The sequence below is a fragment of the Streptomyces sp. NPDC107522 genome (assembly GCF_055657525.1).
Genome location: NZ_JBVKAU010000016.1, coordinates 127,077 through 148,071, shown reverse-complemented (window position 1 = coordinate 148,071; position 20,995 = coordinate 127,077). Strand labels below are relative to the sequence as shown.

Annotated in this window: 11 protein-coding genes; 9 read left to right on the top strand and 2 right to left on the bottom strand. The window is 72.9% G+C overall.

The window, feature by feature from the left end:
- Window positions 1-31 precede the first annotated feature (31 nt).
- From ACZ7L6_RS35200 to ACZ7L6_RS35175, 6 genes are read left to right on the top strand one after another with little or no spacing between them, the layout of a single operon-like run.
- Window positions 32-7,987 carry a beta-ketoacyl synthase N-terminal-like domain-containing protein gene (locus ACZ7L6_RS35200; protein ID WP_471931110.1) on the top strand — a complete coding sequence of 2,652 codons (7,956 nt, stop codon included), beginning with the start codon at window positions 32-34 and terminating at the stop codon, window positions 7,985-7,987.
- A gap of 45 nt (window positions 7,988-8,032) precedes the next feature.
- Window positions 8,033-9,658 carry a PfaD family polyunsaturated fatty acid/polyketide biosynthesis protein gene (locus tag ACZ7L6_RS35195; RefSeq protein WP_471931108.1) on the top strand — a complete coding sequence of 542 codons (1,626 nt, stop codon included), beginning with the start codon at window positions 8,033-8,035 and terminating at the stop codon, window positions 9,656-9,658.
- Entirely contained in the window at window positions 9,655-11,352 is a 1,698-nt protein-coding gene (locus ACZ7L6_RS35190) for an acyl-CoA dehydrogenase family protein (protein WP_471931106.1), read from the top strand. The genes ACZ7L6_RS35195 and ACZ7L6_RS35190 overlap by 4 nt, the downstream gene beginning before the upstream one ends.
- Window position 11,353: 1 nt before the next feature.
- Window positions 11,354-13,147, top strand: coding sequence for an acyl-CoA dehydrogenase family protein (locus ACZ7L6_RS35185; protein WP_471931104.1), 1,794 nt, complete (start codon window positions 11,354-11,356; stop codon window positions 13,145-13,147).
- A gap of 16 nt (window positions 13,148-13,163) precedes the next feature.
- A complete protein-coding gene (locus ACZ7L6_RS35180) occupies window positions 13,164-13,925 on the top strand; it encodes a 4'-phosphopantetheinyl transferase superfamily protein (protein ID WP_471931102.1) in 762 nt (253 codons plus the stop codon).
- 11 nt (window positions 13,926-13,936) lie between these two features.
- On the top strand, window positions 13,937-15,226 hold the full coding sequence (locus ACZ7L6_RS35175; RefSeq protein WP_471931100.1) for an NAD(P)/FAD-dependent oxidoreductase: 1,290 nt from the start codon (window positions 13,937-13,939) through the stop codon (window positions 15,224-15,226).
- A gap of 112 nt (window positions 15,227-15,338) precedes the next feature.
- Here ACZ7L6_RS35175 and ACZ7L6_RS35170 read toward each other — a convergent pair whose 3' ends face one another.
- Together ACZ7L6_RS35170 and ACZ7L6_RS35165 are read right to left on the bottom strand one after the other, a co-directional pair.
- Window positions 15,339-16,235 carry an AfsR/SARP family transcriptional regulator gene (locus ACZ7L6_RS35170; RefSeq protein ID WP_471931098.1) on the bottom strand — a complete coding sequence of 299 codons (897 nt, stop codon included), beginning with the start codon at window positions 16,233-16,235 and terminating at the stop codon, window positions 15,339-15,341.
- A gap of 176 nt (window positions 16,236-16,411) precedes the next feature.
- Window positions 16,412-17,137 (bottom strand): MerR family transcriptional regulator, encoded by a 726-nt coding sequence (locus tag ACZ7L6_RS35165; RefSeq protein ID WP_471931096.1) that lies wholly within the window; start codon window positions 17,135-17,137, stop codon window positions 16,412-16,414.
- A gap of 86 nt (window positions 17,138-17,223) precedes the next feature.
- Here ACZ7L6_RS35165 and ACZ7L6_RS35160 point away from each other — a divergent pair, with 86 nt between their 5' ends.
- The 3 genes from ACZ7L6_RS35160 to ACZ7L6_RS35150 all read left to right on the top strand — a co-directional run bounded on the left by ACZ7L6_RS35160 (window position 17,224) and on the right by ACZ7L6_RS35150 (window position 20,984).
- Window positions 17,224-17,649 (top strand): DUF3291 domain-containing protein, encoded by a 426-nt coding sequence (locus ACZ7L6_RS35160; RefSeq protein WP_471931094.1) that lies wholly within the window; start codon window positions 17,224-17,226, stop codon window positions 17,647-17,649.
- 435 nt (window positions 17,650-18,084) lie between these two features.
- Window positions 18,085-19,284, top strand: coding sequence for an isochorismate synthase DhbC (gene dhbC / locus ACZ7L6_RS35155; RefSeq protein ID WP_471931092.1), 1,200 nt, complete (start codon window positions 18,085-18,087; stop codon window positions 19,282-19,284).
- 26 nt (window positions 19,285-19,310) lie between these two features.
- Window positions 19,311-20,984: a (2,3-dihydroxybenzoyl)adenylate synthase gene (locus ACZ7L6_RS35150; RefSeq protein ID WP_471931090.1), complete on the top strand. Its 1,674-nt coding sequence runs from the start codon at window positions 19,311-19,313 to the stop codon at window positions 20,982-20,984.
- The last annotated feature ends 11 nt before the right edge of the window (window positions 20,985-20,995 follow it).

The following is a 20,995-nucleotide window of genomic DNA, read 5'->3' as shown; positions in this document are numbered from 1 at the left end:
GCCGCCCGTCAGAAGGGACCCGAGAGCTCTCATGAGCAAGTACGCCATCATCGGCCTCTCCTGCCTGTTCCCAGGCGCGGAGACGCCCGCCGAGTTCTGGCAGAACCTCCGTTCCGGCGCGGACAGCCGCCGGGAAGGGGGCGAGGAGGTCTTCGGCCAGACGCCCGAGCCCCGCGACATGGACCCGGAGCACGAGATCTACTGCCGCCGGGGCGGCTTCATCACCGACTTCGACTTCGATCCCGACGGCTATCTGCTCGACCCCGCGCACCTCGCCGGACTCGACCGGATCTTCCACTGGTCCCTGCACGTGACCAGGGAGGCGCTGCGCGACAGCGGACACGCCGACCGCCCGGAGATCCTGGCCCGCACCGGCCTGATCCTGGGCAACTACTCGTTCCCGACGCCCACTTCGGCCGAGGTCAGCGTGCCGCTCGTCCAGGAGGCCGTCCTGGAGGGGCTGCGCCGGGCCGGGCATCCGCCGCTCGGCGCCCTCGCGCACGCCGGCGACCGCATCGACCGCGACCGGCTGAACGCCGAGGACCTGCGGGTCAGCGGCTCCCCGGCCGGCGTCGCCGCCGCGGCGCTCGGCCTCGGCGGTCCCCGCTACGCCCTCGACGCGGCCTGCTCGTCCGCCCTGTACGCGCTGAAGCTGGCCTGCGACCACCTCGCCGCCGGACAGGCCGACCTCGTCCTCGCCGGTGGCGTCTGCGCACCCGACCCCACGCTCATCCACCTGTCCTTCGGCGACCTGGGCGCCTACCCCCGTGACGGGTTCAGCCAGCCCTTCGACGCCCGCTCCGGCGGCATCGTCACCGGGCAGGGTGCCGGCATGGTCGCCGTGAAACGGCTCGCGGACGCCCTGCGCGACGGCGACCGCATCCACGCCGTCGTCGACGGCATCGGGCTCACCAACGACGGCAGCGGCCGTCACCTCCTCGTCCCCCAGGGCTCGGGCCAGCTCGGCTCGTACCGGCTCGCCTACGAGCAGGCCGGCGTCGAGCCCTCGGCCATCGACTACCTCGAGTGCCACGCCACCGGCACGCCCATCGGCGACGCCACCGAAGCCCAGTCCGTGGCCGACTTCTTCGGCGCGGCCGGCGGCGTTCCGCTGATCGGCTCCGTGAAGGGCAACGTCGGCCACCTGCTCACCGTGGCCGGCCTCAGCAGCATGCTCAAGGTCGTCCTGGCCATGGGCCACGGCCACATCCCTCCGACGACCGGCGTCGAACGCCCCATCAGCTCCAAGGACGGGCGGGTCGGCGAGGAGGCCCTCGTCCGCACCGGCCGCGCCTGGCCCAAGGGCGACGGGCCGCGCCGGGCCGCGGTCTCCGCGTTCGGCTTCGGCGGGACCAACGCGCATGTGGTGCTGTCCGAGCCGGACCCCGCGACCGCCGGTGCCCCGGACCCCGAGAAGCCCGTGCCCGCGCTCGACATCGTCGGCCTCGGCGCGCACTTCGGCTCCTTCGACTCCCTCGACGCCTACGAGCGTGCCGTGCACGCCGGCCAGGACGCCCTGGCCCCGCTGCCCGAGCGGCGCTGGCGGGGCCTCGACCAGACGCGCGGCGGATCCCTCGAACACGGCGCCGGGGTCTCGCCCGAGGCGCTGCCGCACGGCGCGTTCGTCGACGGGCTCGGCATCGACCCCATGGACCTGAAGATCCCGCCCGCCGATCTGCGCACCTACAACCTCCAGCACGCGCTGGCCATCAAGGTCGCCGACGAGGCGCTGCACGACGCCGGGTACAGCCGTGCCGTGGCCAAGGGCGAGACCGCGCCGCCGCCGCGCCGTATCGCCGTCGTCGTCGGCATGGAGACCGAGCCCACCACCCACCTGCGGATCACCCGGTACGGCCTCGGGGCCTTCGTGCGCCAGGAGTTCGCCCGCGCCGGAGTCCAGGTCGACGAGGCGGAGCTGGCCCGGCTGACGGCCGTCGGCCGGGACGCGGTGGTCGATCCCATCGTCGCCAACGAGGTGCTCAGCTACATCGGCAACGTGATGGCCAGCCGCATCTCGTCCCTGTGGAACCTGACCGGCCCCTCCTTCACGGTCTCCTCCGACGGTTCCGGCACCGCCGAGGCACTTGAGATCGCACGGCTGCTGCTGCTCGACCCGGGCATCGAGGCGGTCCTGGTCGGCGCCGTCGACCTGGCCGGTTCCGCCGAGAACCTGCTGCTGCGGCCCGACGTGGTCGCCGACGCCGGGCTCACCTTCGCGGAGGGTGGCCGGGGCCGCCGGATCGGCGAGGGCGCCGGAGCGGTCGTCGTCACCCGGCCCGGCGAGTCCTCCGTGCCGGTGTACGCACGACTGGACTCGGTCGCGATCCGGCACGCGGCGCCCGTGAACGGCCGGGTGCCCGAGGCGGACGCCGACACGTACGCGGCCTCGGCCGAGGCCGCGCTCACCGCGGCCGGCGTCACCGCCGGGGACATCGGCTACGTGGAGGCCCACGCGGGCGGCACACCGGCCCAGGACCAGGCGGAGATCGCGGGTCTCGCGAAGGTGTTCCCGGCGGAGAGCGGCCCTCAGGGGCCGGCCGGCCGCACCGGGCGGGTCGCGCTGGGCAGCGCCAAGGCGCAGATCGGCGACGCCGGCTGCGCGGCGACCATGGCCGGGCTGATCCGGACCGTGCTCTGCCTGCACCACGGCTATCTGCCCGGCACCAGCGGCTGGAGCCGTCCGGCCGCCGAACTCGCCGACGACTTCGCGGACTCGGCGCTGTACGTACCCGACGCGTCCCGCCCCTGGCTGCGCAGGGCGGCGGGATCCCGCCGGTACGCGGCCGTCGGCTTCATCGGCGGGTCGGGCGCGCACGGACATCTCGTGCTCTCCGCCGAGGCGACCCGCGGCACGGTCGTGCCCAGCGACTGGCAGCGGGCGGGCGGTCCCGTCGTACTCCCGCTGTCCGCGGACTCGTTCGACGGGCTGCTCGCCGGGATCGAACGGCACCGGGAGCTGCTCGCCCAGGACGCCGATCCGTACGCCCTGGCCCGGGAGGCGGCCGGGCAGCTGCGCGGCCGCCCGGCGCGCGCCGTGTTCGTCGGCCGCGACCGCGCCGAGCTGCGGACCCAACTCGACCTCGCCGCCCGGGACCTGCCCGGTGTGCACGCCTCCGGCGGGGAGTGGACCACACCCGCCGGCAGCTGCTTCACGGCGCGCCCGATCGGCCCCGGTGGCAAGGTCGCGCTGGTCTACCCGGGCGCGTTCAACTCGTATCCCGGACTGGGGCAGGACCTGTTCCGGGCCTTCCCGGGGCTGCTGGAGCGGTTCGAGGGCCAGGCCGAGGCGCCGGAGCGGCACCTGCGGGCCGCTGAGCTGTACCCGCGTACCCAAGCCGGGCTCGGGCGGCGGGAGTTGATGGCCTGGGAGGCCTCCCTCGGGGAGGACATCCCCTTCATGCTCGCCACCGGCACCAGCTTCGCGATCCTCTACACGGACCTGGTCCGTGACGTCCTCGGCATCGGCGCGCACGGCGGGTTCGGCTACAGCCTGGGCGAGTCGAGCATGCTGTTCGCCACGGGCGGCTGGCTGCCGGAGGGCCGGGACGACGCGCTGATCAGCACCACGCAGATCTTCAAGGACCGCCTGTGCGGCCCGCGCCGCACGGTCCGCGAGGCATGGAACCTGCCGGACGGGACGCCGGACGCCGACGTCTGGGCGAGCCATGTGCTGCTCACGGACGCGGAGTCGGTACGGGCCGTGCTGCCCCGCTACGACCGGGTCCACCTCACGCACGTCAACACCCCCGCCGAGCTGGTGATCGCCGGAGACCCGGCACAGTGCCGCGCCCTGATCAAGGAACTCGGCTGCCCCGCCGCGCGCTCGCCCGTCAACGCGGTCATGCACTGCCCGGTGGTGGACGCCGAGCTGGACGGCCTCGCGGGTCTGAACGACTACCCGACGGGCTCCTTCGGCGACCTCGAACTCCTCAGCGCCTACGACTACCAGGTGCTGCCCGCCCTGGACCGCAAGGAGATCGCCCGCCGCATCGCGCACACCCTGCGCTCCCCGATCGACTTCCCGCGGCTGGTACGCGGCGCCTACGAGCGGGGGTTCCGCTACTTCCTGGAGGTCGGCCCGAGCGCCACCTGCTCCCGCTGGATCCGCGAGACCCTCGGCGACACGCCGCACGTCGCGGTCCCGGTCGACCGGCGGGGCGTCACCGCCACCAAGTCCATCGCCGGGCTCGTCGCCCGACTGACGGCGCACGGCCTCGACCTCGAACTGAGCCCGCTCCTGGGCCCGGCCGCCGAACGCGTCCGGCCCCGCCCCACCCGCCCCGCCCGCTTCCGCGTGGGCGGCGCGGACCCGGCCCCGGCCCGGATCGCCCGCGAACTGGCCGGAACGTCCACAACGCCGGCCACGCCGACCGCGGGCACGGCCGGCACCTCGCCCCTCGGGACGGCGACGACTCCCGCCGCCGGGACGGTGCACGCGCGACCCGCGGCGACAGTGCCAGCAGCCGCGAGCGCCGGTGCCCTGGCGCCGACGGCCACGGCCACGGCCACGGCCTCGGCTCCGCCGGCGGGCCGGGTCACGGGAACGGCTGCCGCGGCGGGGACGATCGCGGCCGCGGGCCCGTCTGCCACAGCCGGGGCAACGGCCCTGCCCGCTTCGGGTTCGGCTGCCTCGGCCGTGGGTTCGGCCGCCGCGGCTGGTGCGACTGCCTTGCCTGCTTCGGGCTCCGCGGGAGCGGCTGCTTCGGCCGCCGTCGCGGGTGCCCCGTCCGGCGCGGGCCCGGCTGCCTCGGCCGCCGCAGCAGGCGCAACGGCCTTGCCCGCCTCGGGTTCCGGCCCGGCTGCCGCCTCGGCCCTGCCCACTCACCCCGCGAGCCGGGGCGCCGGAGGCGGTGTGCCGGGCGCGGGCCAGGGCCCCGGAACGCCCGCCGTGGGCTCCGGACCTGCCGCGGCCCCGTCCCCGTCAGGTGACGCCACCGCCCCGTCCGCCCCGGCTGCCGACGCCGGTGCCGGCTCCCCGAACGGGCCGAGCGGTACGGCGATGCCGGACAGCGCGCCCGTCGCCGCCACGCCGACCCCCGACCCCGTCCCGTCTGTTCCGCCGGAGGACTCAGCTCTCATGCCCGCAGACCCGACCCTCGCCGACGCCGAGGTCATCGCCTTCGACGGCACCCCGGTCCCGTACCTGCCCTGGGCACAGCCCGCACCGGCCGCCACGCCCGCCGCCGCGCCGTCTCCCGCTCCCGTGGCACCGGCGGCCCAGGCGCCGGCGCCCCCCGCCCCGGCCGGTCCCACCGCCCACGCGGACGGCGAGGTCTCGGCCGCCGTCGCCGCCGACCTCGTACGGGAGATGCGCCGGCAGATGGTCGCCACCCACTCGGTGGTGATGGAGACCCAGCACATCCTCCAGGCGGCCACGCTCAACCGCATGGAGGCCCTGCTGGACGGCACCGCCCAGCAGCCGGAGGCCGGCACGACCGGCCACGCGGAGCGCATCGCCCCGCCGGCCCCCGCCCCCCGGCCCGCTCTGCCCGCCGCGCCCCCGGCCCCCGCGGCCGCCCCGGCGCCGCCCGCCACCGCCCCGGCCCCGCAGCCGGCCGCGTCCACCGCCGACAGCGAGCAGGCCAAGGACGTCAAGGAAGGCATCATCTGGGACGAGGCCGACCTCCTGGAGTTCGCCGTCGGCTCCGTCGCCAAGGTCTTCGGACCGGAGTTCGGCGTGATCGACGGGTACGCCAAGCGGGTCCGGCTGCCCGCCCCGCCGTACCACTTCGTGACCCGGGTGACCGCGATCGAAGGGAAGACGGGGGAGTTCAAGCCCGCGACCATCACCACGGAGTACGACGTCCCCGAGGACGCCTGGTACGCCGTGGACGGGGGCGTCCCGCCCGCCGTGACCGTCGAGGCCGGCCAGTGCGACCTGCTGCTGGTCAGCTACCTCGGCATCGACTTCCGCAACAAGGGCGAGCGGGTCTACCGCCTGCTCGACAGCACCCTGATCTTCCGTGGCAACCTGCCCCGCGTCGGCCAGACCCTGCGCTACGACATCTCCATCGACCGCTTTGTGCACCAGGGCGACACCACGCTGTTCTTCTTCAGCTACAAGTGCTACGCCGACGGCGAGCTGATCCTCGAACTGCACGACGCCTGCGCCGGGTTCTTCAGCAAGCAGGAGCTCGACACCCCGCTCGGCATCGTGATGACCGAGAAGGAGAAGGCCGCCCGCGCCGCACTCCCCAGGGGCTGGTTCAAGCCGCTGGCGTACACCGAGAAGAACCACCTCACCCGCGAGGACCTCGACCTGCTCGCACAGGGCCGGCCCGGCGAGGTCTTCGGCCCGGACCACGCGCAGGACCCGGGCGTCAACCCGGCTCTGCGCCTCCCGGACGAGAAACTGCGGATGGTGGACGAGGTCGTCATCGACCGCAAGGGCGGCCCGCGCGGTCTCGGCACGCTCAGCGCGATCAAGAAACTCCAGCCCGACGCCTGGTACTTCACCTGCCACTTCCCGGACGACCACGTGCTGGCCGGCTCGCTGGTCGCCGAGGGCGCCGTCCAGCTGCTGCAGATCTACCTGATGCACCAGGGCATGCACCTGACCCTCCCCGACGCGCGCTTCCAGTGCGTCACGGACACCCCCATCGAGGTCCAGGTCCGCGGCCAGATCACCCAGGCCCACGAGGAGATCCGCTACGAGGTCGAGGTCATGGAGCTCACGCTCCTGCCGCGCGCCACGGTCATCGCCGACGTCCTCATCTACCTGGGCGACAAGCCCGTCATCCGGATGAAGAACCTCGGCCTCCAGGTGCGGGAGAAGGAGGGCTCGCCGTACCGTCCGGAGATCGGCGGCTTCCCGGAGTTCCTCGGCCGCCGCAACCGGTCCGGCGAACCCGCGATGATCAACGAGCTGCATCTGGCGCACGCCGCCAAGGGCCTGCTCGACATGGCGATGGGCCCGGAGTTCGAGGTCTACCGCGACTCCCGCGCCCCCTACATCCCCAACGGCGACTTCCAGTTCGTCGACCGCGTCATGTCCCTCAAGGGCACCCGGGGCGACCTGTCACCCGGCTCGGAGATGGTCACGGAGTACGACTCCCCGGCCGACGCCTGGTACTACGAGCAGAACTCCTTCCCGCACATGCCGAACGCCGTCTACATGGAGACCTCCCTCCAGGCGGCGATCTTCCTCGGCTACTACCTCGGCGCCACCCTGAAGAACCCCGAGGAGCAGTACTCGATCCGCAACCTCGACGGCCGCGCCACCCTGGTGAAGGACATCGACCTGCGCGGCAAGACCATCCGGCACCACTCCAAGCTGCTGATGACGAGCGCCGTCCAGGGCGCGGTCCTGCAGAACTTCAGCTACGAGCTCTCCGCCGACGGCGAGGTCTTCTACACCGGCGAGTCCCTGTTCGGCTACTTCAACGCGGCGGCCCTCGCCAACCAGGTCGGCCTCGACAACGGCCAGTACGTCGCCCCCTGGATCGAGACCGAGCGGCCGGACCCCGCCCGGGTCCGCCGGATCGAACTCCCCGAGGGCGCCCCGGCGTTCACCGACGAAAGCGGCGGTCATCTCCGGCTGCCCGGCGACAAGTTCGCGCTCGTGGACCACGTCGACCTGGTCACCGACGGCGGCCGGCACAGCCGCGGCTACCTGCACGGCCGGCGCGCGGTCCGCCCCGACGAGTGGTACTTCGACTGCCACTTCCACCGCGACCCCGTCATGCCCGGCTCGCTCGGCGTCGAGGCCGTCCTGCAGGCCATGCGCCTGTTCGTCCTGGAGCAGAACCTCGCCGACGGCATGGAGCGGCCCCGCTTCGCGATGGCCACCGAGGTGGAGACGGCCTGGAAGTACCGCGGCCAGATCCTGCGCCACGACAAGGAGCTCTTCTTCGACGTGCACATCAAGGAAGTCCGCCACGAGGAGGACCGCCTGCTGGTCGTCGCGGACGCCGACCTGTGGAAGCCGGGCCTGCGCATCTACGAACTGACCGACGTGGCCATCGAGGTCCGTTCCGCCGAAGCGTGACGGCCCGCCCGCACCCGCCGCTCAGCCAAGGAGCTTCGTTTCCCCATGGACATTCGCGACACCCCTCTCCGCTGGTACGGAGAGCGGTACCCCAGCACGGATCCCGCCGGGATCTACCACACGCTGGCCGACCTGGAGCAGCCCTGTTTCATCACCGTCACGCCCGAGGGCATCGGCGCGGTCTCCGGCGGTTTCGCCCTCGCCGAGGGTGACGGTCTGCCGCTGCTCGCCGCCGTCCGGCCGCTGCCCCCGGAGCGGCTGGGCTCGGCCGGCTTCCTCGCCGCGCACGGTGTGCGCCAGCCGTACATGGCCGGGGCCATGGCCGGCGGCATCGCCTCCGCCGACATGGTGATCGCCCTGGCCAGGGAGGGCTTCCTGGCGTCGTTCGGCGCCGCCGGGCTGCTGCCCGAGACCATCGAGCGGGCCATCGCCCGGTTCGCCGCCGAGATCCCCGGACTGCCCTACGCCGTCAACCTGATCCACAGCCCGAGCGAGGACCGGCTGGAGCGGGAGGCCGTCGAACTGTTCCTGCGGCACGGGGTGCGCTGCGTGGAGGCCTCCGCGTACATGGACCTCACACCGCACGTGGTGCGCTACCGGCTGGCCGGGCTGCGCCGGGAGGCGGACGGCCGGGTGGTCGCCGACAACCGGCTGATCGCCAAGATCTCCCGTCCGGAGACCGCCGAACGCTTCATGCGCCCCGCCCCGGCCACCGTGGTCAGCGCGCTCCTCGAGCAGGGCCTGATCACCTCCGAGCAGGCCGCGCTCGCCCACCACGTCCCGCTGGCCGACGACATCACCGTGGAGGCGGATTCCGGCGGCCACACCGACCGGCGCCCGCTGCCCGCGCTGCTGCCGACCATCCTGCGGCTGCGCGACGCCGTACAGCGCGAATTCCGTTACGCCGTGCCCGTCCGCGTCGGCGCGGGCGGCGGCCTCGGCACGCCGGTCGCGGTGGCGGCGGCGTTCGCGATGGGCGCCGCGTACGTGGTCACCGGCTCCGTCAACCAGTCCTGCCTGGAGTCCGGTGCCTCCGCCAAGTCCAAGGCGATGCTCGCCGAAGCGGGCATCGCCGACTGCGAGATGGCCCCGGCCGCCGACATGTTCGAGATGGGCGTCGAACTCCAGGTCCTGAAGAAGGGCACGCTCTTCCCGATGCGGGCCAAGCGTCTGTACGAGCTGTACCAGACGTACGACGGCCTGGAGACGATCCCGCCGGCCGACCGCGCCCGGCTGGAGCAGCAGATCTTCCGCCGCTCCCTGGAGGACGTCTGGCAGGAGTGCGTCACGTACTTCACCCGCCGCGACCCCGAGCAGCTCGAGCGCGCGGCCGGCAGCCCCAAGCGCCGGATGGCCCTGGTCTTCCGCTGGTACCTGGGCATGTCCTCGCGCTGGGCGGTCACCGGCGACGAGGGCCGCGCCATGGACTTCCAGGTCTGGTGCGGTCCGGCGATGGGCAGCTTCAACGACTGGGTGACCGGCAGCTATCTGAAGAGCCCGGGCAACCGCCGGGTCGCCGACGTGGCCCACCATCTGATGCGCGGCGCGGCCTTCCACACCCGGCTCGCCCAGCTGCGCACCGAGGGCGTCCACATCCCGCCGACCGCCGCGGACTACCGGCCCGTCCCGCTGGAGAGCCCGGCCCACGGATCCTCTGTGGGGCTGCGATGAGCGCACTGACCCCCGAGGAACTGGAGGAGCGGCTCGGCGACCCCGCCGACGACTCCAATCCGTACGGCTTCGCTGCGGCCGTCGCGCGCGACGAGCAGGACGCGTTCCCAGAGGCGCTCTGCGCGGAGCTGGTGCGGGCCGGCTTCCACCTCAACTACCTGCCCGCGGCATGGGGCGGCACCTTCGAGTCCTTCGACCGCAGCCTCACCCTGGTGCGCTCGGCCGCCCGCCGGGACGTCAACATCATGCCCGGCACGATGTTCAGCATCATCGCCGCGACCTGCCTCCAACTGCACGGCAGCGTCGAGCAGCAGCTGCGGGCGGCGGAGATCCTGCGCGCGGGCGGGGCCGTGGCGTTCGCGCTCACCGAGGCGGAGCACGGCAGCGATCTGCTCGCGGGCGAAGTACGGCTGAGCCCGGACGGCCTGCTGAACGGCGAGAAGTGGATGGTGGGCCTCGGCCTGCGCTGTGACGCCGTCTACGTGATCGCCCGCACCGGCGAACGGGGGCCCGGCGCCTTCTCGGCGGTCCTGCTGGAAACGGCGGGCGTCCCCGCGGACCGCCTGGGGCGGGTACCCGCGCCGCGCACCGCAGGGATGCGCGGCGCCGACCTGGCCACCTTGCGCTTCCACGACACCCCGGTGCCGGCCGGTGCGCTGGTCGGCAAGGAGGGCGAGGGACTGGAGGCCGCCGTCAAGGCCCAGCAGGCGGTGCGGCTGATGAGCATGGCCGGCAGCCTGGGCATCGCCGACACCGCCGTCCGTATCGCCCTGGACTTCGCCGCCGCCCGCCGCGTCGGCCGCACCCTGCTCACCGAATCCCCCCACCCGCGGCGCGAGCTGGCGGTCGCCGCGGCGGCGCTGCTGGCCATGGACGCGGTCGCGTTGAGCGCGGCGCGCGGGGTGCACGTGGTGCCGGAGGCGTTCAGCGTGTGGGCGCTGTCCGCCAAGCACGTGGTGGCCGAGGCCTCCGACGACCTGATCCGCCGCTGCGGCACGGTCCTCGCCACCCGCTCGGTGCTGCGGGAGGGCGCGCACGGCGCCGGGCTGTTCCAGAAGCTGCAGCGCGACTCGGCGGTGGTCCGCGTGATCGACGCCAGCACGCTCGCCAACCTCCGCTCCTACGCGGGCCAGCTGCCCCTCCTCACCGAGGGCACGAGCCGGCCGGACCCGGCGGCAGTGGAGACCGTCTTCACGCTGGACGCCGAGCTGCCGCCGTACGAACCTGCGCGGCTCGACATGCTCGCGCGCGGCTCGGACCCGATCCTCGCCGGGCTGCCGGAAGCGGCCGCCGCCCTGGCCGACGGTTTCGGCGAAGTGGGCGGCCCGGTACGGCAGTTGACGGACGCGGTGGCCGGGCTCGGGGACCTGACCCGGGCGGCGCAGCGGCGCGGGGCCGATCCGAACGCGCTGGTGGACGCCGCCGAGCGGTACGCCTGGCTGCACGCCGCCGCCTGCTGTCTGCACCTGTGGCACGCCAACCGCGACCGGTCCCTGTACGGCACCGAGCCCGGCTCCACCGGCTGGCTCGGCGCCGCCCTGGCCTATCTGCTCGCCCGCGCCGACGGAGTGGACCCGCGCCGCCACGGGGCCCTGCTCGCGCCCGCGCTGGACGCCGTCCTCGCGCTGCGGGACGGCAACCGGCTGTTCACCGCTTCGCCCGTACGGCTGGCCACCCCCCGTAAGGAGTCCTGAGATGTCCAAGTCCGATGTGACGGAGCTGGCCGCGCGGCTGGAGGAGTACCTCGGCGATCCGCACGACGCGGACAGCCGCATGCCCTTCGCCCAGATCCTCGACCACGACGTGCGCGGCGAGTACCCGTACCAGTTCGTCGCCCTGCTGCGCCGCTGGGGCCTGCACCTGCGCTGCCTGCCCGCCGAGTCCGGCGGACTCGCCGGCAACGTGGAGACCGGGATCAGCCTGATGCGGCTCGTCGCCCGCCGCGACCCGTCGACCGCCGTCGGCCTCGCCCTCAACAGCCTCGGTTTCATGCCCGCGTGGATCCTCGGCACGGACGAGCAGAAGCGCGCGCTGATCGACGACATGAAGCGCGGCAGCTCGGTGTCCTGGGGGCTGTCCGAGCGCGTCCACGGCAGCGACCTGGTCGCCAACGAGGTGCTCGCCGAGAAGACCGACGGCGGCTGGCTGCTGACCGGCGAGAAGTGGCCGATCGGCAATGCCACGGTCGCCGACAAGACGGTCGTCTTCGCCCGCACCGGCAAGCGGCCGGGCCCGGCGGCGTACTCCCTGTTCGTCCTCGACAAGTGGCAGGCCGAGGCGGGCACGGTGGAGGACCTGCCGTTCGAGGACCTGTACGGCACGCGCGCCCTCGACCTCAGCGGCGTACGCATGGACAGGGCGTTCGTCCCCGACTCGGCGATGATCGGGCGCGAGGGCCAGGGCCTGGAGATCGCCCTCAAGACCAGCCAGACCGCGCGCGTGGTGCTGATGCACCTGGCCCTGTCGGCCGTCGACACCAGCCTGCGCCTCGCTCTCGACTTCGCCGAGCGCCGGGTCCTGTTCGGCGACGCGATCAGCGATGTGCCCTACACGCGCCGTCAGTTGACGGAGGCGTTCGCCGACCTGATGCTCGCCGACGCGATGATCCTGGGTGCCGCCCGCGCCCTGCAGGCGGCCCCGGAGCAGATCAGCGTCTGGTCGTCGGTGGTCAAGTACCTGGTGCCGACCCTGCTGCAGAAGACGCAGGCGCAGCTGACCGTCGTCCTCGGCGCGCGCACCTTCCTGCGCGACCACCCGCACTACGGCATGCACCAGAAGATGGTGCGCGACATCCTGATCACGGACATCGCCGACGGCAACACCGTGGTGAACCTGCGCAACCTCGGCCACCAGCTCACCGGGCTGCTCGACAAGGCCGCCGAGGCCGACGAGGGGCTGCGCGAGGCCGCCGCCGAGCGCGCGGCCACGCTCTACGGCATGGACCGGGAGCTCCCGGTGTACGAGCCCGTGAAGCAGGAGCTGTTCAGCCGCGGTCTGGACGACGCCGTGCTGGCCGCGCCCGACGGACTGCGCCGGCTGCGCGCCCTCGCCGAGGAGGCGCAGGGCACCGAGGCCGAGCGGCTGCGGTGCGCGGCGGACCTCGCCGAGGAGCTGATCGGCAGGGCGGGCCCGATGCGGGAGCGCGCCGCCGGACTGAAGTCGGCCCTCGGCAAGGACTACCCGCAGTCGCCGGAACTGTTCGAACTGGCCAAGGAGTACTGCCTGGTGCATGCCGCCGCGGCCTGCGTGCTCACCTACGTCCACTCCCGCGAGGCCATGGACGCGCCGCTGCCGAGCGCCTCCCTGCTGCTGCTCCAGCTGGAGCGGGTCCGCAAGCAACTGCAGCCGCACGAGCTGGTCACCTCCCAAGCGGTGATCGACGAGGTCATGGAGGTGCTGCGCCATCTGCACCGGGACAACCGCCTGTTCTCGCACTGGCAGTTCCCGCTCGCCAAGCGCTCCACCGACGAGTCCGCCGCCCGCCGCTGACCGGGAGACGATCCGAGTGGACCGCCGTACCGCGTCACCCCGAGGGCCGCGTGCCAGTGACCCGGCGTACCTGTGGCTGCTGTCCGAAGAGGGCGTGGACGGCTTCGCCGCCGCGCTGGGCGGTACTCGGCTGCTCACCGGCGAGGAGCGCGACGGGCTCGACCGGCGGCTCGCGCCGGGCGCACGGCGCCGCTACCTCGGCGGGCGGCTGCTGTGCCGCTACGCCCTCTCGGCGCGCACGGGCCGGCCCCTGGACAGCTGGCGCTTCACACGCGGTGTCCACGGGCGGCCGGAACCCGAACCGGCCGACGGGGACGTGCGGTTCAACCTCTCCCACACCGACGGCCTCATCGCCTGCGTCGTCACCCAGGGTCGCGGCTGCGGGGTCGACGTCGGCCCCACTCCCGCCTCCGCGGAGCTGACCGCCCACCTCGGCCGGCGGCTGGGCCGCGCCGAGCGCGCCGCACTCGCCGAGGCCGCGCCCGGCGCGCGCGCCGCCCTGGCGAGCGAGCTGTGGGTGCTGAAGGAGGCGTACCTGAAGGCGCTGGGCACCGGACTCATCCGCGACCTGGACGGATTCACCTTCGTCCGGCGCCCGGGGGACCGCATCGCCGTACGGGACCCGCAGCAGCCGGACGCGGACACCCGCTGGTGGTTCGACCTGATCCACCCCGGCCCCCGGCACGTGCTCGCGGTGGCCACCGAGCACGGCGGGCCCGGAGCCCTGCGCCGCACCGACCTGTCAGACCTCTCGCTCACCGCCCTCTCCACCGCATGAAGGACATCACCATGACGCAACCCACCACCCCTCGTGTCGCCGTCGTCGGCGCCGGTGTCTCCGGCCTCTCCGCGGCCTACCACCTGCGCGAGCGCGCCCGCATCACGATCTACGAGCGGGAGGACCGCCTCGGCGGTCACGCCAACACCGTGGAGGTCGAGGACGACGGCCGGACCCTCGGCATCGACACGGCGTTCGTCGTCTTCAACCGGCCCGCCTACACCAACCTGTGCGAGTTCTTCGACGAGCTGGGCGTCGAGGCGGTCGAGCACCAGGGCGCCTTCAACTTCTTCGACCTGGACTCCGGCCTGGAGTACGGGACCAAGGAACTGGACCTGTCGGAGGAGGAGGTGGCCGCCCGCTACTCCGAGGAGTTCCTGACCATCTGGCGCGAGGCCCGCCGCTTCCACACCGAGGGCCGCAAGGACTTCGTCCGCAAGAAGGCCGACATCCCCCTCGGCGAGTACCTCGACCGCGGCGGCTACAGCCAGGCCTTTCGCAACTCCTATGTCATCCTGCTCTGCTCCGCCGTCTGGTCCATCCCGGCCGAGCTGATCTGGGAGATGCCGGCCAGCACCGCCATCGCCTTCTTCATGGGCCACGACGAGGGCGGCCTCGGCGGCCGCCAGGTGGACTGGCGCACGGTCGGCGGCGGCTCCATCTCCTACGTCCGCAAGGCGCTCGCCGCCATCGGCCCCGAGATCCACGTCGGCGAGCCCGTCACCGCCATCCACCAGGAGGCCGACGGCGTCACCGTCACGACCGCCCAGGGCAGCGAGCGCTACGACTACGTGGTGATCGGCGCCCACGCCGACGAGGCCCTGGCCATGCTCGACAACCCCACCGAGCGCCAGCGCGAGGTCCTCTCCAAGGTCCGCTACAACGCCTCGTCGGTCGTCCTGCACACCGACCCTTCGGTGATGCCCGCCGACCGCGAGCGCTGGGAGGCATGGAACTACGGCAAGGTCGAGGTCGACGGCGAGGACCGCACGTACGTCGCCTATTACATGAACAAGCTCCACGGATTCACCTCGGAGAAGGACTATTTCGTCACGCTCGACTACCCGCGCGACGTCGATCCGGAAACGGTCATCGCCGCTTTCCCCTACACGCACCCGGTGATCGACATTCACGTACGGGACATGCAGAAGGACATCTACGACGTCAACGTCGGAACCCGCGTGAAACTCTGCGGCGCCTACTTCCACGCCAAGCGGCACGGTGTGGACCAGATCGGCTCGCACGAGGCCGGCTATTCCTCAGGAATGGACGCGGCGCGGCAACTCATCGGCGAGCTCTGAGGATTCGAGAACGCAAAGCGCGCCCTCCGGTTGTACGGAGGGCGCGCTTTCGCGTGTCGGGATGCGGCGGTGTGAGCCTCAGGCCGAGGTGAATCCTGGGCCGGTGCGAGTCTCAGGAAGTGAGCACCTGACCACTGAGCAGTTCGGTCAGATACCCCAGGACCGAACGCGCCGACGGTTCCTCGGTGGTCTCGACGCTGCTCGCCGACGGGCGGCGCAGCCCGGTAGCGGGGGCCTCGGCGGCCGGATCGGTGAGTACGGGGGAGCAGGCGCCGATCTGTTCCAGGCGTGCCGTCAGCAGCGGGGTGTGGCCGGTCACCGCGGCCAGCCGGCGCCGGGCGTGCCGGTAGGCGCCGATCGCCTCGGGGCCGCGCCCGCAGCGGCACAGGGCCAGCATCAGCTGGTCGTGGAAGCGCTCGCGCATCGGGTAGGCGGCGGTGGCGTCCTGCAGTTCGGGGACGACGCGGTGGTGCCGCCCGGTGCGCAGCGCGCAGTCGAAGTAGATCTCCAGCGCGTCCTGACGCTCCCGGTCCAGACGGGCCGCCAGACGGGTGCAGACCGGGCCGTGGACGCCGCCCCCCAGAACGGTGCCGCGCCACAGCGCGAGGCCCTCGCGCAGCGACCCGTAGGTGCCCTCGGGATCGTGTGCCGTCGTACGGCGCGCCCGCGTCAGGGTTCTCGCGAAGCGCCCGGCGTCGGTCTCGTCCGCTCGGGCCTGAAGGGCGTATCCGGCCTCGCGGGCGACGAGGCGGGGGACGTCGCGGCGTTCCGGTTCCAGTTGCAGCAGGGATTTCCGTAACGCCGACACATGGGCGTTGAGGGTGTGGGTCGCCCCGCGCGGCGGCGTGCCGCCCCACAGTTCCCGGACCAGTTTTTCGCGGGGGACGGGGGAATTGGGCCGCGCGAGCAGGACGCCGAGCAGCAACCGCTGTTTCGGGGCGTTCAGTTGAACGCTCCGGTCTCGGGTCTCGTCGTACAGCTCGGGCGGGCCCAGAATCCGGAACTGCATCCCCTTGCCTCCCCGGGTGCGGTGGGCGCACGGCATTCGCCGTACTGAATTCCGCACACGAGAAGACCACGCGGAGAAAGGGGCGGGCCTGAGTCATGGGTACTCACCTTCGCGCCCCGCCGCGGGATACGCCGCACCGTACGGGCGGGCGGCTCCCCGAGGGACATGAGTACCCCTCACTCATGCTCGCCGGCTCGCTCCCGGCCAGTCTGATCGGACTCGGACTCGGACTCGGTCTCGGACTCGGTCTCGGCGGCGGGTGAGTCGTCGCCGTAGCGGACCACCGACTCGGCCTCCTGCGCGAGCCGGCGCAGTGCCATCAGGGCCGGCTCGAGAAGGAAGGTCAGCAGCACCGCCCGCTCCGCCTTCTCCAGCGGGTCCTTCAGGGCCTGGAGCTGGTCGAGATCGAGCCGTGCGGTCTGCGCCGCGAGTTCGGCGTAGGGGAGGAGGGTCCGCCAGTCGTAGTCCATGCCCAGCGAGCGCAGGGTCTCGAGCGTCTGGTCGATGACGTGCCGGGCCGGGTTGTACGGGGAGACCGGCCAGCCCATCGCGTCGATGAGGGCGCTCGCCTCGCGGCCGCCCTCGTCGGCGGAGCCCTCCGCCTCCGCCGTCTCCTTGGCGCTGCTGCCGGACGGCCAGATACCGAAGACGAGGCCGAGGACATGGTGGGTGTCGGTCTGGTTCTCGGAGATGGTGTCCAGGACGTGCTTGGCCGCCGCGACGGACAGGCCGCGCACTCCGACCAGGGCGCGGATGAGCCGCAGCCGCCTGAGGTGCGAGTCGTCGTACTCCGCCTGGGTCGCGGCCGTGGCGCGGCCCGGGGGCAGCAGGCCCTCCCGCAGGTAGTACTTGATCGTCGCGTTGGGCACCCCGCTGCGGCGGCTGAGTTCCGAAATTCTCACGCTTCCTCGCTCTCCCTCTGGCAATTGGGTAGCGTCACTGTCTAGTATAGATAGTGCCACTCACCAACTGTGGAGGCGAGACTACCGTGCCCACTCTTCCCTGGGTCACTCCGAACCCGGCCCGGCCCGACACCAGCGCCTTCGTCATGGCCTCCCGGCTCGAAGTGCGGTCGCTGAAGGACGTCCCCCGCTTCTTCCTGAAGTCCCTCTCCGCCTGGGGCCAGGTGCGCAAGGCCCCCGGAGCGCTCGGGGCATCCCTCGAGGCCCAGCTGTTCAAGGGGGTCTTCTTCACGCTGTCCGCCTGGGAGAGCCGGGACGCGCTCTACACCTACGCCAGGACGGAACCCCACAAGAGCGTCATGACCGGCCTGCGCTCCACCATGCGCGGCTCCACGTTCACCTTCTGGGAGGTGCCCGTCGAGCAGCTGCCGATCGACTGGAAGGACGCCAAGCGCCGCATCGACGAGCAGGCCCGCACCGACGCGGCGAGCGACCGCGGCGCCGCCCACTGAACGCCCGGTCCGAGGCCGCCCCCGCCCTCGGACCGGGTACCGGATTCCAAGGGGGCAACTGCCGTGGGAGCCGCCGGTGACCGGGGCTCCCGCGACTCCTGTGGGCCGGTACCCGGGGCTCCCGCGACTCCCACGGTGCCGCAGTGCGCCCCGTGCCGCCCGCGAGCCGGCCGGGAGTGTCGTGGAGCGTCATCGCGCCATGTCAGGCCGTGTCAGACGGCGAGCCCCGGCGGGCCCCTCGCGGCTACTGTTCCCGCCGAGGAAGCCGGTAGGCGGCTCCGTCCTCCGCCGGGCGAACCGGCGGCCCTCCCGCGCGCGCACTGCCGACGGGCCGACGCGCGGCCACACCACCCGGCCCGCGTACGCCGCCCACCCGCACTGACCGAACCCATCGGCCCGGTACTCGCAGTACCGGAGAAATCCGGAGAACCCAAGGTGACCACGGTCCACGAGACGCTCGCCACGGGCCAGACCGAAGTCGACGCCGTCGGCACGGCGACAGCCCTCCTCGACGCCTACCGGCCGGATACCGACCGCTTCCTGGCCTCGCCGACGCGCACGCTCCTCGCCCGCGGCGTACGCACCCAAGTGACCCATGACGAACGGCCGTTGACCGAACGCGTGCGGGAAGCGCTCACCACAGCGCGCGCCGCGGCCGAACCGGGCCCCGTGGTGGTCGGCGCGATCCCCTTCGACCACACCGGACCGGCCGCGCTCGTCGTACCCGCGGCGGTGCACCGGGCCCCGGCCCTGCGCGCCGACCCGCTGATCGCGTTCCCCCCGCCCCGGCCCGAGCCCGTCGCCTGGACCGTACGCCCCGTGCCCGCGCCCGAACGCTACGGGGCCGCCGTCGCGGCCGCGGTGCAGCGGATACGGGCGGGCGAGTTCGGCAAGGTGGTCCTCGCGCGGGCACTCGACCTCACCGGCGACCGGGCACCCGACATTCCCGCGATGCTGCAACGCCTGGCCCGCCGGGACGCCCGCGGTTACACCTTCGCCCTGCCCACCGGCACCGGCGGCACCCTGCTCGGCGCCAGCCCGGAACTCCTCGTCTCCCGGCGCGGAACCACCCTGGTGGCCAATCCGCTGGCCGGTTCCACGCCCCGCAGCGACGACCTCGCCGAGGACGTGCGGCGCGCCGCCGCACTGCTGGAGTCCCCCAAGGACCTGCACGAGCACGCCGTCGTCGTGGACGCCATGCGTGCCGCCCTCGCCCCGTACTGCTCCGAACTCCACGTCCCCGAACGTCCGTCGCTGGTGCAGACCGCCGCCATGTGGCATCTGTCGACCACCCTCACCGGCACCCTCGCCTTACCCTCCGTCTCCGCGCTGGACCTCGCCTGCGCCGTGCACCCCACGCCCGCCGTCTGCGGCGCTCCGACCGAGCTCGCCCGCCGGGTCATCGGCGAACTGGAACCCTTCGACCGGGGTCTGTACACCGGGATCGTCGGATGGGGCGACGCCGACGGCGACGGCGAATGGGTCGTCACCATCCGCTGCGCCGAGGCATCCGACCGCGGCCTCCGACTCTTCGCCGGAGCGGGCGTCGTGGCCTCGTCCGACCCCACCGCCGAGACCGCCGAGACCGCCGCCAAGTTCCGTACGTTCCTGGACGCCGTGGGGGCAGACCTGTGACCGCGAAAGCGTCCCCCGGCAGCCGCGTGGATTCCGAAGCGCCCGCCGAGGCCTGCCCGACCGAGCCCCCCGCCGGCACCGACGCCCCCACGCGGCCCCCCGAGTTCGCGGAGCGCTACCGTGCCGCCGGTTACTGGCGCGGCGAGACGTTCGGGCAGATGCTGCGTGCGCGGGCCGAGCGGCACCCGGATCGGATCGCCGTCGTCGACCCGGCCGGCCCGGGACGCCGCTGGAGCTACGCCGAACTGGACCGTCGTGCCGACCGGTTGGCGGCGGGCCTTCTCGCCGCCGGCATCGGCCGGGGCGACCGGGTCGTCGTCCAGTTGCCCAATGTCGCCGAGTTCTTCGAGACCGTCTTCGCCCTCTTCCGGATCGGCGCGCTGCCGGTCTTCGCCCTGCCCGCACACCGGGACACGGAGATCACCTACTTCTGCGCGTTCAGCGAGGCGGTCGCCTATGTCGTCGCCGACGTGCACGAGGGATACGACTACCGGGAGCTGGCCTCCCGGGTGAAGGCGAAGGTCCCCACGCTCCGCCATGTGTTCGTCGTCGGCGACTGCGCGGAGCACACCCCCCTCGCCGACGTCCCGCGCGAACCCGTACCGCACGACGGCCCCGACGCGGGCGACCTCGCCTTCCTGCAGCTGTCCGGCGGCAGCACCGGCGTACCGAAGCTGATCCCGCGCACCCACGACGACTATCTGTACTCGGTGCGTGCCTCCAACGAGATCTGCGCGGTCGACGAGCACAGCGTCCACCTCATCGTCCTGCCCGCCGCACACAACTTCCCGCTCAGCTCCCCCGGTTCACTCGGCACGCTGGCCGCGGGCGGACGCATCGTCCTGTGCCCGAGGCCCGATCCGGACACGGCGTTCGAGCTCATCGAACGGGAGGGCGTGACCCTCACCGGACTCGTCCCGCCGCTCGCCCTGGCATGGACCGAGGCGGCGGCCGGGGCCCCGTACGACCTGAGCAGCCTGCAACTGCTGCTGGTCGGCGGTGCCAAGCTCAGCGAGGCGGCCGCGCGCCGCGTCCGGCCCGCACTGGGCTGCACGCTGCAGCAGGTCTTCGGCATGGCCGAGGGCCTCGTGAACTACACGCGGCTCGACGACGCGGAGGAAACCGTCGTCACCACCCAGGGGCGCCCCATCTCCCCCGACGACGAGATCCGCATCGTCGACGACGAGGACCGCGACGTCGCCCCGGGAGAGACCGGACATCTCCTCACCCGGGGCCCGTACACCATCCGTGGCTACTGGCGAGCCCCGGAGCACAACGCGCGCTGCTTCACCGAGGACGGCTTCTACCGCACCGGCGACCTCGTCCGGATGACCGACAGCGGCCACCTCGTCGTCGAGGGCCGCGCCAAGGACCAGATCAACCGCGGCGGCGAGAAGATCGCGGCCGAGGAGGTCGAGAACATCATCCTCGGCCACCCCGCGGTGCACGACGTGTCCGTCGTCGCCGTACCCGACGACTACCTCGGCGAGCGCACCTGCGCCTACGTCATCCTGCGCCAGGGAGCCGAACTGCGTGCCGCCCCGCTCAGACGGTTCGTACGGGAACGGGGACTGGCCGCCTTCAAGGTGCCCGACCGGGTCGAGTTCGTCGACGCCTTCCCGCACACCGGCGTCGGCAAGGTCAGCAAGAAGGACCTCCGCGCGACCGCCGCCGACTCCGCAGCCGACCTCCCACGATGAGAGCGACCTCA

Bases quoted from the DNA above. Each gene is read 5' to 3' on its own strand.
- ACZ7L6_RS35200 (WP_471931110.1), top strand. From the start codon at position 32: ATGAGCAAGTACGCCATCATCGGCCTCTCCTGCCTGTTCCCAGGCGCG.
- ACZ7L6_RS35195 (WP_471931108.1), top strand. From the start codon at position 8,033: ATGGACATTCGCGACACCCCTCTCCGCTGGTACGGAGAGCGGTACCCC.
- ACZ7L6_RS35190 (WP_471931106.1), top strand. From the start codon at position 9,655: ATGAGCGCACTGACCCCCGAGGAACTGGAGGAGCGGCTCGGCGACCCC.
- ACZ7L6_RS35185 (WP_471931104.1), top strand. From the start codon at position 11,354: ATGTCCAAGTCCGATGTGACGGAGCTGGCCGCGCGGCTGGAGGAGTAC.
- ACZ7L6_RS35175 (WP_471931100.1), top strand. From the start codon at position 13,937: ATGACGCAACCCACCACCCCTCGTGTCGCCGTCGTCGGCGCCGGTGTC.
- ACZ7L6_RS35170 (WP_471931098.1), bottom strand. From the start codon at position 16,235: ATGCAGTTCCGGATTCTGGGCCCGCCCGAGCTGTACGACGAGACCCGA.